Genomic DNA, 14,417 nt, shown 5'->3' on the forward strand with positions numbered 1-14,417 from the left:
GGCAGGGGGAGGGAAGAGGGGGTGCGGGGTCAGCCGTTGCGGGGGCCCGGGAAGGCGCCGGGGCGCAGCTCCTCGCGGGCGGCCTGCTGGCCCGTGGAAGGCTGCGGCGGCATCGAACGGGCGGCGGGGACCGAGGGCGCCGGGGAGCCCGGGGCCCCGGAGAGACCGGCGGAGACGGGTGCCGGGCGCGCCACGGACCCCACCTCGCCGCCCGCCTCGGCGGCGGGCTGCGGGGTGGCGCGGCGCGCCCCGTACCGACGGTGCACCGCCTGCTTGGTGACGCCGAGGGCGGAGCCCACCGCGTCCCAGGAGAAGCCCAGCGAACGGTCGAAGTCCACCGCGGCGGTGACCAGGGTCTCGACGCTGTCCCGCAGCTCCTGCGCGAGGCGGACGGTGGGGGCCGGGGCCCTGCCGTAGACGACGAAGCCCGCGGAGGGGCCGGAGCGGCGCGGGCGGTAGACGTTGCCCAGCTGGGCGGTGAGGGTGCGCAGCGCGTCCACCTGCCGCCGGACCCGCTCGATGTCCCGCACCAGAAGATGCAGACTGGCCCGCGCTTGGGCGTCGTGCGTTGCGTGGTCGGCCATGAAGAAGCCTCTCGAACCGGCGTTGAAAGGGATCGGGCCGCGTCGGGGCGGCCCGCTTCGGTCAATCTCCTTTGACCAACGCCCGAGCCGGGTATGTGGTCACGCTGTCGGGGCGTATGCACATATGCGCGGGGCGCGCGCGGCGCGCGTACGCCCCCGTAGTCGCCGCCCGCCCGCAGGGCTGCCCGGGTCCGGCCCGCCCGAAGACTCTAGACTGGTGTGCTGCTCGTCACCGTACGTCTTGGCCCGAGAGGCAGTCAGCCACCCATGAAGCTCGTCTTCGCCGGCACCCCCGAAGTCGCCGTCCCCGCCCTGGACGCCCTGATCGCCTCCGACCGCCACGAGGTGGCCGCCGTCGTGACCCGTCCGGACGCCCCGGCGGGCCGGGGCCGCAGGCTCGTCGCGAGCCCGGTGGCCGAGCGGGCGGAGGAGGCCGGGATCGAGGTGCTCAAACCCGCCAGGCCCCGGGACGAGGAGTTCCTCGCCCGGCTGCGCGAGATCGCCCCGGACTGCTGCCCGGTCGTCGCCTACGGGGCCCTGCTGCCCAAGATCGCCCTCGACGTGCCCGCCCGGGGCTGGGTCAACCTGCACTTCTCGCTGCTGCCCGCCTGGCGCGGCGCGGCGCCGGTCCAGCACGCGGTGATGGCCGGGGACGAGGTGACCGGCGCCTCGACCTTCCTGATCGAGGAGGGCCTGGACTCCGGCCCGGTGTACGGCGTCCTCACCGAGGAGGTCCGCCCCACCGACACCAGCGGCGATCTGCTCACCCGGCTCGCCTTCGCCGGTGCGGGGCTGCTCGCCGCCACCATGGACGGCATCGAGGACGGCACGCTGCACGCCGTGCCCCAGCCGTCCGAGGGCGTCACCCTGGCCCCGAAGATCACCGTGGAGGACGCCCGGATCGACTGGTCCGCGCCCGCCCTGCGGGTGGACCGCGTGGTGCGCGGCTGCACCCCCGCCCCCGGCGCATGGACGCTCTTCCGCGGCGAGCGGCTCAAGCTCGTCCAGGCCGCCCCGGTGCTGGAGCGCACCGATCTGGCGCCCGGCGAGCTGTCGAGCGCCAAGAACAACGTGTACGCGGGCACCGGGTCGCACGCCGTCGAGCTGCTCTGGGTCCAGCCGCAGGGCAAGAAGCCGATGCGGGCCGCCGACTGGGCGCGCGGCGTCCGCATCGCCCACGGCGAACTGCTGGGGGCGTAGCGCCCGGGACGACCGGGGGCCGGCGGGCGCCGGCCCCTCTCGTTCGAAGGGCCGGGAGCGGCGACGTACGCTGGGAGCGTTCGCCCCCTCACCTCCAGCGGAGCACCTTTCACGTGAACGACCAGCCGCGTCGCCGTCCCGCCAAGCCCCACCGCCGGCCCAAGAAGGACCCGGTCCGCTTCCTCGCCTTCGAGGCGCTGCGGGCCGTGGACGAGCGCGACGCGTACGCCAACCTGGTGCTGCCGCCGCTGCTGAAGAAGGCCCGCGCCAAGGGGGACTTCGACGGCCGGGACGCGGCGCTGGCGACCGAGCTGGTCTACGGCACCCTGCGCCGTCAGGGCACGTACGACGCGATCGTGGCGGCCTGCATCGACCGGCCCCTGCGCGAGGTGGACCCGCCGGTCCTCGACGTCCTGAACATGGGCGTCCACCAGCTGCTCGGCACCCGTATCCCCACCCACGCGGCGGTCTCCGCCAGCGTGGAGCTGGCCCGGGTGGTGCTGGGGGAGGGGCGTGCGAAGTTCGTCAACGCGGTCCTGCGCAAGGTCAGCGCGCACGACCTCGACGGCTGGGTGGAGAAGGTCGCCCCGCCGTACGACGAGGACGCCGAGGACCACCTCGCCGTCGTCCACTCCCACCCCCGCTGGATCGTCTCCGCGCTCTGGGACGCGCTGGGCGGCGGCCGGGCGGGCGTCGAGGACCTGCTGGAGGCCGACAACGAGCGCCCGGAGGTGACCCTGGTCGCCCGCCCCGGCCGCGCCACCACCGAGGAGCTGGCCACGGCCCTGGGGGAGGACAACTCCCTGCCGGGCCGCTGGTCCCCGTATGCCGTGCGGATGGCCGAGGGCGGCGAGCCCGGTGCGCTGGCGGCGGTCCAGGAGGGCCGGGCGGGCGTCCAGGACGAGGGCAGCCAGCTCGTCGCCGCCGCGCTGGCCGCCGCCCCCGTCGAGGGCCGCGACACCCGCTGGCTGGACGGCTGCGCGGGCCCCGGCGGCAAGGCCGCGCTCCTCGCCGCGCTCGCCGCCGAGCGCGGCGTCGTCCTGCTGGCCGCCGAGAAGCAGCCGCACCGCGCCCGGCTGGTCGAGCGGGCGCTCGCCGGCAACCCCGGCCCGTACCAGGTGATCACGGCGGACGGCACCCGTCCGCCGTGGCTGCCCGGCAGCTTCGACCGGATCCTGATGGACGTGCCCTGCTCGGGCCTCGGTGCGCTGCGGCGGCGGCCCGAGTCGCGCTGGCGGCGCCGGCCCGAGGACCTGGAAGCCTTCGCTCCGCTTCAACGCGGTCTCCTGCGCGAGGCGTTGAAGGCCGTACGGGTCGGCGGCGCGGTCGGCTACGCGACCTGTTCGCCGCATCTCGCGGAGACGCGGGTCGTCGTCGAGGACGTGCTCAAGGGGCGGGGCGGGGAGCCGGTGGAGGCGGAGTGGATCGACGCCCGGCCGCTGCTCCCCGGGGTGCCCGCCCTGGGGGAGGGGCCCGACGTCCAGCTCTGGCCCCATCTGCACGGCACCGACGCGATGTACCTGGCCCTGCTGCGCCGGACCGGCTGAGCGCCCTTCCGCCCCCGCTCGGCGGCCCCGGCCCTGCTCGCCCGTCCTTCCGGCGGCCGGATCTCGTCGCGCCTGAGGAGGGAGACCGCGCGGGCCCGGCCCCGCCGAGGGCGAAAAGAACGGCAAAGCGCCGGCAAAATGCCCAGAATGCGCGGACTGTGAGGGCCGAGCGCGTTTTCGTGGCGCATCGAGGCGGGGAACCGGGTCCGAACGTGGCAGGCTTGGGTCATGGCGCAGATCAACCCCAGCATCCTGTCCGCCGATTTCGCGCGTCTCGCCGAGGAGGCGAAGGCCGTCGAAGGCGCGGACTGGCTCCATGTCGATGTCATGGACAACCACTTCGTGCCCAACCTGACCCTCGGCGTGCCGATCGTGGAGGCGCTCGGCAAGGCCACGGACACCCCGCTGGACTGCCACCTCATGATCGAGGACCCGGACCGCTGGGCGCCGCGGTACGTGGAGGCCGGGGCCGGATCCGTCACCTTCCACGCGGAGGCCGCGGCCGCGCCGGTGCGCCTCGCGCGCGAGATCCGGGCGAAGGGCGCGCGCGCCTCGATGGCGCTCAAGCCCGCGACGCCGATCGAGCCGTACGAGGACCTGCTCCCCGAGCTGGACATGCTGCTGATCATGACGGTCGAGCCGGGCTTCGGAGGCCAGGCGTTCCTCGACATCATGCTGCCGAAGATCCGCCGCACCCGGGAGCTGATCGCCAAGCACGGACTCGAACTGTGGCTCCAGGTCGACGGCGGGGTCTCGGCCTCCACCATCGAGCGGTGCGCCGAGGCGGGCGCGGACGTCTTCGTGGCCGGATCCGCGGTCTACGGTGCGGCGGACCCGGCGGCGGCGGTGCGGGGGCTGCGGGCGCAGGCGGACGCGGTCACGGCCGTCGCCCCCTGGGCGTGCGACCACTGAACCAAGGGCAGATGAACGCGGTCCGACAGGGCCGATCAAGGATCGCCGGATCTGACAGGATGAGCGGCGTATCGGGCGTGTGAACAGCAGTGAGGAGATCGCGGTGTCTGGCATCTCGGCGGGTCGGTCAGCCATGCGGATGGGGCCCGCGGAGCTGGTGCAGGCGGCGGCCATGGCCCGCCGGTTCTACTTGGAGGGCAAATCCAAGATCCAGATCGCCGAGGAGTTCGGCGTGAGCCGCTTCAAGGTGGCCCGGGTCCTGGAGACCGCCCTCGAACGCGATCTCGTACGGATCGAGATCCGGGTCCCGGCCGAGCTGGACGCCGAACGCTCCGACGCCCTGCGCGCCCGCTACGGGCTGCGGCACGCGGTGGTCGTGGAGTCCCCGGCCGAGGAGCAGGACGACGCCGCCGACCCGGAGAACCTGGGCGAGGTCGCGGCCGACCTCCTGGGTGAACTGGTGGCCGAGGGCGATGTGCTCGGCCTGGCCTGGGGCCGCTCCACCATCCACATGGCGGCCGCGCTGGACAGGCTCCCGCCGTGCACGGTGGTCCAGTTGACCGGGGTGTACGACGCGGGGACCGCGGAGCGCGGCTCGGTCGAGGCGGTCCGCAGGGCGGCCCAGGTCTCCGGCGGGGAGGCGCACCCCATCTACGCCCCGATGCTGCTGCCGGATCCCGCGACGGCCGCCGCGCTGCGCGATCAGACGGGGATCGCCCGCGCCTTCGAGTACTTCGACAAGGTGACGGTCGCCGCCGTCTCCATCGGCTCCTGGGAGCCGGGCATCTCCACCGTCCACGACATGCTCTCGGACGCGGAGCGCGCCCACTACGCCTCGCTCGGCGTCGCCGCCGAGATGTCCGCGCACCTCTTCGACGCCGACGGCCGCCGGGTCGGCCGCGACCTGGGGGAGCGCTGCATCACCGTGGAGGCGGACCGGCTGCGCCGGATCCCCGAGGTGGTCGCGATCGCGGGGGGCCAGCGCAAGGCGGCGGCGATCGGGGCGGTGCTGCGCTCCGGTCTGGTCACCAGTCTGGTGACGGACACGGCCGCGGCCGACTACCTGCTCACCGAGTCCGCGGCGGGCGTCCGCCCGGCGCTGGAGCGCGCCGACCCCGACGGCGAGTGACGCCCCGTACGTGCTGAGGGCCGGGCCCCCTCTCGGGGGCCCGGCCCTCAGCACGCGGTCCCTCAGCCGGCCGGCGGCGCCTTGGCCGCGCACGGGACGGCCTCGCCGCGCGCCGAGGGGATGCCCAGCACGGTCTCCTCCAGATACTCCTCGGGCTCCTCGTACTGGCCCACGTCGGCGGGGTTGTACCGGGGCGTCCGGCGCGACCAGTCCAGGTTGCCCCGCATCCAGCTCCGCATCCCGTCGAGGTAGGGCACCAGCAGCCCGGACAGCTCCGGATACAGCTCCAGCAGCTCGTCCTCGGCGGTCAGGAACCGCTCGGTCTCCATCGCCAGGCGCTCCGCGACGTGGTCCAGCGCCTCCTGCTCGCCGAGGCCCCGGTGGTGGCGGACCAGGTGGACCAGGTTGTGGATCTCGCCGAGCACCTGCTCCTTCTCGAAGGAGTAGACGTCGTTCGCCCAGCACACGTGGTTGCAGGCGGCTTCCAGGGCGGTGATGAAGCGGGGGTCGTTGTGGATCGACTCCGGGGCCTCGATCCGCGCCACGATCTCTATGAGGTCCATGCAGACGTGGATGGCGCCGGTGTGCCGCCGCTTGGCGATGTACGTCTCCTCCGAGGGCACCACCCCGTCGGCGCGGTTTCCCGCCTCCCAGGTCGTGGCGGTCGTGAGGTAGGACACCAGGTGCCAGGCGAACCGGGTCCGCCAGTGCGGGGCGGCGTTCGGGGTCGTACGTTTCCACAGGTCGGCCAGGGCGGTCACGGCGGCCGGGACCTCCTCCCCCGGCAGCGGCTCGGGGGCGGAGCCGTCGACCACCGCGCGCATCCGCTCCACCACGTCCCTCACCCGTTCGGGCGACCGGCCGAGGTGGCCGTCGTCGAGCTGGTCGTCGACGAGGAAGAGCCAGACGAACCAGTCCGCCACCAGATCGAGGTGTTCCGCGTCGGCGGTCGGGTAGACCATGCCGACGAACGCCCCGAAATCGGCTTGTTCGAACCGGTGCCTCGCGGACTCCCGGTGGACCAGGCCGGTCTGTCTGGTCCAGGCGTCCAGATGCTCCCGTGTACGGGCTACGTGCGGGTTGGTCCGCTGCGGGAACGGGCAGTAGATGTCCGGCAGTTCGCTGTCCACAGGCGGATCGGGATCCTCTCCGGTCAAACGGTGTGCCCGGGGGAGCCGCCGAGTCGGCGTCGACGCTTCCGGCACCCCCGAGACCTGCGGCTTTGAAGCTACCTGAGCCCTTGTCACCTGGTCCAGGGATGGTGATCACGAATGATTCGAATCCTGTTCGGGTAAGGTCCGCGGGTAAGGCAGGTTCCACTTGCCCGGGGCCCCCGGCCGCCTCCTCGGAGGAACATACGAACACGGGGGTCCTTTGCTGTGTCTTCGTGGAAACGACCTGCACCGTTTCGTATGAAAAAATGAGTGTTATGCGCTTTCTTGAGCCGGGCACCGGTCGCTACACAGAGTCCCCCGCGGTCCCGTACGACCTCACGTACGACGACGTCTTCATGGTGCCGGGCCGCTCCGCGGTCGGCTCCCGGCAGGGCGTGGACCTCTCGTCGCCCGACGGGACCGGCACCACCATCCCGCTCGTGGTCGCCAACATGACCGCGATCGCGGGCCGCCGCATGGCTGAAACCGTCGCCCGCCGCGGCGGCCTCGTCGTCATTCCCCAGGACATCCCGATCGAGGTCGTCACCGACGTCATCTCCTGGGTCAAGACGCGCCACCTGGTCCTCGACACCCCGATCGAGCTGGCCCCCGGCCAGACCGTCGCCGACGCCCTGTCGCTGCTGCCCAAGCGCGCGCACGGCGCGGGCGTCGTCGTGGACGCCGACCGCCGTCCCGTGGGCGTCGTCACCGACCACGACCTCACCGGCGTCGACCGCTTCACCCAGCTCTCCGAGGTCATGTCCAAGGACCTGGTGGTCCTCGACGCGGACATCGACCCGCGCGACGCCTTCAACAAGCTCGACGGCGCCAACCGCAAGCTCGCCCCCGCCGTCGACGCGCACGGCCGCCTCGTCGGCATCCTCACCCGCAAGGCCGCCCTGCGCGCCACCCTCTACACCCCCGCCACCGACGCCCGGGGCAAGCTGCGCGTCGCCGCAGCCGTGGGCATCAACGGCGACGTGGCCGGCAAGGCCGCACAGCTTCTGGAGGCGGGCGCCGACGTCCTCGTCGTGGACACCGCCCACGGCCACCAGGAGTCGATGATCAGCGCGGTGAAGGCCGTCCGCGCGCTCGACCCCCGGGTGCCGATCGTGGCGGGCAACATCGTCGCCGCCGAGGGCGTGCGCGACCTCATCGAGGCGGGGGCCGACATCATCAAGGTCGGCGTCGGCCCCGGCGCCATGTGCACCACCCGGATGATGACCGGCGTCGGGCGCCCGCAGTTCTCCGCCGTCCTGGAGTGCGCGGCCGAGGCGAAGAAGCACGGCAAGCACGTCTGGGCGGACGGCGGAGTCCGGCACCCGCGCGACGTCGCCATGGCACTCGCCGCCGGCGCGTCCAACGTGATGATCGGCTCCTGGTTCGCGGGCACGTACGAGTCGCCCGGCGACCTCCAGCAGTCCGCGGACGGCCGTTACTACAAGGAGTCCTTCGGGATGGCCTCGGCCCGCGCGGTGAAGAACCGCACCTCGGAGGAGTCCTCGTACGACCGCGCCCGCAAGGCGCTGTTCGAGGAGGGCATCTCCACCTCGCGGATGTTCCTCGACCCGGCGCGCCCGGGCGTGGAGGACCTGATCGACTCGATCATCGCCGGGGTCCGCTCCTCCTGCACCTACGCCGGCGCCGGCTCCCTCGCGGAGTTCGCCGAGAAGGCGGTCGTCGGCGTGCAGAGCGCCGCCGGTTACGCCGAGGGCAAGCCGCTGCACGCCAGCTGGAGTTGATCCCGCCCGGCTCCGACGGCCCTGCCCCCACCCGTGTTCCGCCCGGGCGGGGGCAGGGCCGTTCCGGGTGCTTCCTCCGCGCCCCGGGCGGCCGGGGAGGCGCTACAACTCTGTTGCGATATAAGTAATATGAAGCGCACTCAGCTGCCCGCCCTCTCTGCGGTAAGGGATCTCATGTCCTTCTTCACTGACCTGGCCCACCAGTACATCGACGGCGAGTGGAGGCCGGGGAAGGGTTCCTGGGACATCATCGACTTCAACCCGTTCGACGGGGAGAAGCTCGCCTCGATCCCGGTGGCCACCGCGGACGAGGTCGACCAGGCGTACCGCGCGGCGGAGCGGGCCCAGCAGGCGTGGGCGGACACCAACCCGTACAGCAGGCGGGCCGTCCTGGAGAAGGCGCTGCGCATCGTCGAGGAGCGCGAGCCGGAGATCAGCGAGGCGATCGTCGCCGAACTCGGCGGCACCCGGCTGAAGGCCGCCTTCGAACTGCACCTGGCCAAGGAGTTCCTCCGCGAGGCGATCCAGCTGGCCCTGCGCCCCGCCGGGCAGATCCTCCCCTCCCCGACGGAGGGCAAGGAGAACCGCGTCTACCGGGTGCCCGTCGGGGTCGTCGGCGTGATCAGCCCGTTCAACTTCCCCTTCCTGCTCTCCCTCAAGTCCGTCGCGCCCGCGCTGGCCCTCGGCAACGCCGTCGTCCTCAAGCCGCACCAGAACACCCCGATCTGCGGCGGCACCCTGCTGGCCAAGGTCTTCGAGGACGCCGGGCTGCCCGCCGGCCTGCTGAACGTGGTGATCACCGACATCGCGGAGATCGGCGACACCCTGCTGGAGCACCCCGTCCCGCAGGTCATCTCCTTCACCGGTTCGGACAAGGTCGGCCGCCACGTCGCCACCGTCTGCGCCACCAACCTCAAGCGCGCCGTCCTCGAACTCGGCGGCAACAGCGCCCTGATCGTCCTCGACGACGCGGACGTGGACTACGCCGTCGACGCGGCGGTCTTCAGCCGCTACGTCCACCAGGGCCAGGTCTGCATGGCCGCCAACCGCATCCTGGTCGACCGTGCCGTGGAGGCCGAGTTCACCGAGAAGTTCGTCGCCAAGGTCGCCTCGCTCACCGTGGGCGACCCCGCCGACCCGGCCACCCAGATCGGCCCGCTGATCAACTCCTCGCAGGCCGAGTCCGTCTCCAAGCTCGTCGACCAGACCGTGGCGGCCGGCGCCACCGCCCTCCTGCACGGCCGCGCCGACGGCAACCTGGTCAGCCCCTCGGTGCTCACCGGCCTCGCCCCCGACTCTCCCGTCCTCCAGCAGGAGATCTTCGGGCCCGTCGCCCTGCTGATCCCCTTCGACGGCGAGGACGAGGCCGTCCGCATCGCCAACGACACCCCCTACGGGCTCAGCGGAGCCGTCCACACCGGCAACATCGAGCGCGGCGTGCGGATCGGGCAGCGCGTCCACACCGGCATGATCCACATCAACGACGGCACCGTCCACGACGAGCCGATCGTCCCCTTCGGCGGGGAGAAGAGCTCCGGCCTCGGCCGGCTGAACGGCGACTCGATGATCGAGGCGTTCACCACCCAGAAGTGGATCTCCATCCAGCACGGCCGCTCGCAGTTCCCCTTCTGACCTCCTCCGACCCGTTCACCGCACTGCGCGGGGCCCGTCCGCCCGGCGGCTCGTGGTCTACTGCGGGAGGCGGCACGCGCCGCCTCCCGCCAGCCCGACCCACCGTAGAGAAGTGAACCGCCCGACGTGCGCCTGAACGACCTCGACGAACGCATCGTCCACGCCCTCGCCGAAGACGCCCGGCGCTCCTACGCCGACATCGGCGCCGTCGTCGGCCTCTCCGCCCCCGCCGTGAAGCGCCGCGTGGACCGGCTGCGCGCCGAAGGCGCGATCACCGGCTTCACCGTGCGGGTCGACCCGGCCGCGCTCGGCTGGGAGACCGAGGGGTTCATCGAAATCTACTGCAGCCGCAACACCTCGCCGGACGCCATCAAGCAGGGCCTCGCCCGCTACCCGGAGATCGCCTCCGCCTCCACCGTCACCGGCGACGCGGACGCGGTGGTGCAGGTCTTCGCCGCCGACATGCGCCACTTCGAACAGGTCCTGGAACGGATCGCGGGCGAGCCGTACGTCGAGCGGACCAAGTCCGTCCTGGTGCTCTCCCCACTGCTGCGCCGCTACTCGGCGGAGGCCCCGCCGGTCTGAGGCAGTGGCTCACATCACCCCGCTGACCTGCGGTGATGCCGGACGCAACGATTCGTCGCGGGATGGGCTCGCCACGCAACGAATCGACGGTCGATGCGCAACACTCGCGCCTTGTCCGGGCTGATCGGGGCCGCGTACCTTCGATACGTCTCCCCACCCCGCCCGCACCGCCCGAGGTCAGCCATGCCGTCGTTGCGCACCGCCCTGCTCCAGAGTTCCGGACGGCCCGGCGCCGTCCCGGAGAACCTGAAAGCGCTGGACGAGGCCGCCGCGCGCGCCGCCGGGGCGGGGGCCCGGCTGCTGGTCTCGCCCGAGCTGTTCCTCACCGGGTACGCCATCGGCGACGCCGTCCCCCAGCTGGCCGAACCCGCCGACGGGCCCGGCGCCGAGGCCGTCGCGGAGATCGCCCGCCGCCACGGGCTCGCCGTCCTGTACGGCTACCCGGAGCGCGAGGGGGAGCGGATCTTCAACGCCTCCCAGCTCATCGGCCCCGACGGCGCACGGCTCGCGAACTACCGCAAGACCCACCTCTTCGGCTGCTTCGAGCAGGAGTGGTTCACCCCCGGCGAGCGGACCGTCGTCCAGGCCGACCTGGACGGCGTCCGGATCGGCCTGCTGATCTGCTACGACGTCGAGTTCCCGGAGAACGTCCGGGCGCACGCCCTGGCCGGCACCGATCTGCTGCTGGTGCCCACCGCGCAGATGCACCCCTTCCAGTTCGTCGCCGAATCCGTCGTCCCCGTACGGGCCTTCGAGAGCCAGATGTACGTGGCGTACGTCAACCGGGTCGGACCCGAAGGGGAGTTCGAGTTCGTCGGGCTCAGCTGCCTGGCCGGTCCCGACGGCACCGTGCGCACCCGCGCCGGACGCGGCGAGGAACTCGTGATCGGCGAGGTGGACCCGGAGTTCCTGGCCGACTCGCGCGAAGCCAACCCCTATCTGCACGACCGCCGCCCCGGCCTGTACGGCTCCCTCGCCTGAGCCCGCCCCGTCTCCACCCCGTACCGCGCAAGGAGTCCGCACCCCATGACGTCCACGGTGCCCAACGCCGTCCAGCACACCGACGCCGCCGCCCCGCCGATCACCATGTTCGGGCCGGACTTCCCGTACGCGTACGACGACTTCCTCGCCCACCCGGCGGGGATCGGGCAGATACCGGCGACCGAGCACGGCCAGGAGGTCGCCGTCATCGGCGGCGGCCTCTCGGGGATCATCGCCGCGTACGAGCTGATGAAGATGGGGCTGAGGCCCGTCGTCTACGAGGCCGACCGGATCGGCGGCCGGCTGCGCACCGTCGGCTTCGAGGGCTGCGACCCCGGCCTCACCGCCGAGATGGGCGCGATGCGCTTCCCGCCCTCCTCCACGGCGCTCCAGCACTACATCGACCTGGTGGGCCTGGAGACCCGGCCCTTCCCCAACCCGCTCTCCCCGGCCACGCCCTCCACCGTCGTGGACCTCAAGGGCGAGTCGCACTACGCCGAGACCATCGACGACCTGCCGCAGGTCTACCGCGACGTGGCCGACGCCTGGGCCGCCTGCCTGGAGGAGGGGGCCGACTTCTCCGACATGAACCGGGCGCTGCGCGAGCGCGACGTCCCGCGCATCCGGGAGATCTGGTCCCAGCTCGTCGAACGGCTCGACAACCAGACCTTCTACGGCTTCCTCTGCGAATCCGAGGCCTTCAAGTCCTTCCGCCACCGCGAGATCTTCGGGCAGGTCGGCTTCGGCACCGGCGGCTGGGACACCGACTTCCCCAACTCCATCCTCGAGATCCTGCGCGTCGTCTACACCGAGGCCGACGACCACCACCGCGGCATCGTCGGCGGCAGCCAGCAGCTCCCGCTGCGCCTGTGGGAGCGCGAGCCGCGGAAGATCGTCCACTGGCCGCTCGGCACCTCGCTCTCCTCCCTGCACGGGGGCGAGCCGCGCGGAGCCGTGACCCGGCTGACCCGTACCGCGGGCAACCGCATCACGGTCACCGACGCCACCGGAGACATCCGCACCTTCCGGGCCGCCGTCTTCACGGGCCAGTCCTGGCTGCTGCTCTCCAAGATCGACTGTGACGACGCGCTCTTCCCGATCGACCACTGGACGGCGATGGAGCGCACCCACTACATGGAGTCGTCCAAACTGTTCGTCCCGGTCGACCGGCCGTTCTGGCTGGACAAGGCCGTCGACGACCGGGGCAACCCCACCGGCCGCGACACCATGTCGATGACGCTCACCGACCGGATGACCCGGGGGACGTACCTCCTGGACGACGGGCCGGACAGGCCCGCCGTCATCTGCCTCTCCTACACCTGGTGCGACGACAGCCTGAAGTGGCTGCCGCTCTCGCCGAAGGAGCGCATGGAGGTCATGCTGAAATCGCTCGGCGAGATCTACCCGAACGTCGACATCCGCAGCCACGTCATCGGCAACCCGGTCACCGTCTCCTGGGAGAACGAGCCCTGGTTCATGGGCGCGTTCAAGGCCAACCTGCCCGGTCACTACCGCTACCAGCGGCGGCTGTTCACCCACTTCATGCAGGACCGGCTGCCGGAGGACAAGCGGGGCATCTTCCTCGCCGGGGACGACATCTCCTGGACGGCCGGCTGGGCCGAGGGCGCCGTGCAGACCGCGCTGAACGCCGTGTGGGGCGTCATGCACCAGTTCGGCGGGGCGACGGACGCGACCAACCCCGGTCCCGGCGACGTCTTCGACGAGATCGCGCCGGTCGAGCTTCCGGAGGACTGAACCGGGCCGGCCCCTCGTCGGACCGCCGCCCGCCGCCCGGGGCCCGGCCGCCCGCCGACCGGCTCCCTGCCGACCGCCGCCCGGCCGTCCTTCGGGCGGCGCCGGCGGGATGACGACGGGCCCCGGGGCCGAGACGCGCGTCAGCGGCAGGGGGTGAGCAGCATCCGCCCCACCAGGCCCGCCCCCGCGTCGGTCCGCTGCCTGAACTCCTCGGCCAGCGCGGGGAACGTCCGCAGCCGCCAGAGCACCCGGGCCGCCGACCAGGCCGCCTCCCGGGCCCGCTCCAGACTCCAGGAACTCACCAGGTGGGTCAGCGGGTCCGTGATTCCCAGGGCTTCGGGGCCCGGCATCAGCTCCTCGTGGACGCGCTCCTCCAGCAGGGCGAGGAGATCGCCCACCCGCTCGAACTCCCCCTCCAGCTCCGCCGGATCACAGCCGAGCGTACGAGAGGCGTCCACCACCGCCAGTACCAGATCGTGGCCCACATGCGCCTGCAGACCGCTGAGCGCGAACTGCAGCGGGCGTACGCCGGGATGGCGGCGGTACGGGAGGAGAGGGCGCCAGCACAGGGGCGGCCGACCGCCCGCCGCCGCCGTCTCCACCGCCCACAGATAGCGTTCCGCGCAGCGCACGCCCAGCAGGGCGGCGGTCTCCCGGTCGCCGCAGCCGACCCGGCCGAGGGCCGGGGCCACCCGCTCGACGACGTCCAGATAGGCCGTGTTGAAGACGGCCGCCCCGCCGCCCGCAGGCCACCGGGAACGCCATTCCCGCATACGTTCGATCACCGGGAAGCCGCCCGGAGGCGGGCGGCCGGGGCCGAACGGGACCGCGGACTGCTCGATCTGCGTCATGCGCGGAGCGTCCCAGCCACCGGCCCGCCACGGCGCCGACCGGCTGGAGATTCATCGGAACGGACGAACGAGGGCGCCGGAAGAGGAGGCCGAGGAGCGCCGGACACCCGCCTGTGACGCCGTACCGCTCACCGCGGACGCCGCAGCACGGCCCGCCGCTCCGCCCCGCCGGCCGTCGCCTCGGCGGTGGCGGCGGTCGGAGCCGCGGATCCTCGGCACGGCCCGCCGCCGTCCGGTTCGCCGTCCAAAGCCCGGGCGGGACGGCCGGGCAGGGCCGGCCCCGTCCTCCGGGGCACGGCCGCAGCGGGCCCGGCCCCTGCGCCCGCCGGGTCCTCGCCGTGCCCG

12 protein-coding genes are annotated in these 14,417 nt (G+C 72.8%); 9 read left to right on the forward strand and 3 right to left on the reverse strand.

The features are described from left to right. Positions 1-29: 29 nt before the first annotated feature. A complete protein-coding gene (locus AMK24_RS18640) occupies positions 30-584 on the reverse strand; it encodes a hypothetical protein (protein ID WP_073769900.1) in 555 nt (184 codons plus the stop codon). Between the two features lie 267 nt (positions 585-851). On the opposite strand from AMK24_RS18640, the gene fmt reads away from it, so the two are divergent. The 4 genes from fmt to AMK24_RS18660 all read left to right on the forward strand — a co-directional run bounded on the left by fmt (position 852) and on the right by AMK24_RS18660 (position 5,372). Continuing rightward, a complete protein-coding gene (fmt, locus tag AMK24_RS18645) occupies positions 852-1,784 on the forward strand; it encodes a methionyl-tRNA formyltransferase (RefSeq protein WP_073769901.1) in 933 nt (310 codons plus the stop codon). 113 nt (positions 1,785-1,897) lie between these two features. Beyond that, entirely contained in the window at positions 1,898-3,331 is a 1,434-nt protein-coding gene (locus AMK24_RS18650; protein WP_073769902.1) for an RsmB/NOP family class I SAM-dependent RNA methyltransferase, read from the forward strand. Positions 3,332-3,559: 228 nt separating this feature from the next. Continuing rightward, a complete protein-coding gene (gene rpe / locus AMK24_RS18655) occupies positions 3,560-4,243 on the forward strand; it encodes a ribulose-phosphate 3-epimerase (protein WP_073769903.1) in 684 nt (227 codons plus the stop codon). Between the two features lie 133 nt (positions 4,244-4,376). After that, positions 4,377-5,372, forward strand: a complete 996-nt coding sequence (locus AMK24_RS18660) for a sugar-binding transcriptional regulator (RefSeq protein ID WP_073769904.1) — start codon at positions 4,377-4,379, stop codon at positions 5,370-5,372. A 62-nt stretch (positions 5,373-5,434) separates the two neighbouring features. On the opposite strand, the gene AMK24_RS18665 is transcribed toward AMK24_RS18660, so the two are convergent. Next, positions 5,435-6,502 (reverse strand): terpene synthase family protein, encoded by a 1,068-nt coding sequence (locus tag AMK24_RS18665; RefSeq protein WP_073769905.1) that lies wholly within the window; start codon positions 6,500-6,502, stop codon positions 5,435-5,437. A gap of 299 nt (positions 6,503-6,801) precedes the next feature. Here AMK24_RS18665 and AMK24_RS18670 point away from each other — a divergent pair, with 299 nt between their 5' ends. The 5 genes from AMK24_RS18670 to AMK24_RS18690 all read left to right on the forward strand — a co-directional run bounded on the left by AMK24_RS18670 (position 6,802) and on the right by AMK24_RS18690 (position 13,221). Next, complete coding sequence (locus AMK24_RS18670) at positions 6,802-8,268, forward strand: GuaB1 family IMP dehydrogenase-related protein (RefSeq protein WP_073769906.1); 1,467 nt, start codon at positions 6,802-6,804, stop codon at positions 8,266-8,268. A 174-nt stretch (positions 8,269-8,442) separates the two neighbouring features. Next, entirely contained in the window at positions 8,443-9,900 is a 1,458-nt protein-coding gene (locus AMK24_RS18675; protein WP_073769907.1) for an aldehyde dehydrogenase family protein, read from the forward strand. A gap of 126 nt (positions 9,901-10,026) precedes the next feature. Then, positions 10,027-10,485, forward strand: coding sequence for an Lrp/AsnC family transcriptional regulator (locus AMK24_RS18680; RefSeq protein ID WP_073769908.1), 459 nt, complete (start codon positions 10,027-10,029; stop codon positions 10,483-10,485). A 183-nt stretch (positions 10,486-10,668) separates the two neighbouring features. Further along, entirely contained in the window at positions 10,669-11,466 is a 798-nt protein-coding gene (locus tag AMK24_RS18685; protein ID WP_073769909.1) for a carbon-nitrogen hydrolase family protein, read from the forward strand. A 45-nt stretch (positions 11,467-11,511) separates the two neighbouring features. Beyond that, on the forward strand, positions 11,512-13,221 hold the full coding sequence (locus tag AMK24_RS18690; protein ID WP_073769910.1) for a flavin monoamine oxidase family protein: 1,710 nt from the start codon (positions 11,512-11,514) through the stop codon (positions 13,219-13,221). A gap of 140 nt (positions 13,222-13,361) precedes the next feature. Here the strand turns inward: AMK24_RS18690 and AMK24_RS18695 are convergent, their stop codons facing one another. Beyond that, a complete protein-coding gene (locus tag AMK24_RS18695; protein ID WP_079190551.1) occupies positions 13,362-14,072 on the reverse strand; it encodes a DUF5995 family protein in 711 nt (236 codons plus the stop codon). Positions 14,073-14,417 lie beyond the last annotated feature (345 nt).

The organism is Streptomyces sp. CB02366 (assembly GCF_001905905.1).
Classification (GTDB): Bacteria; Actinomycetota; Actinomycetes; order Streptomycetales; family Streptomycetaceae; genus Streptomyces.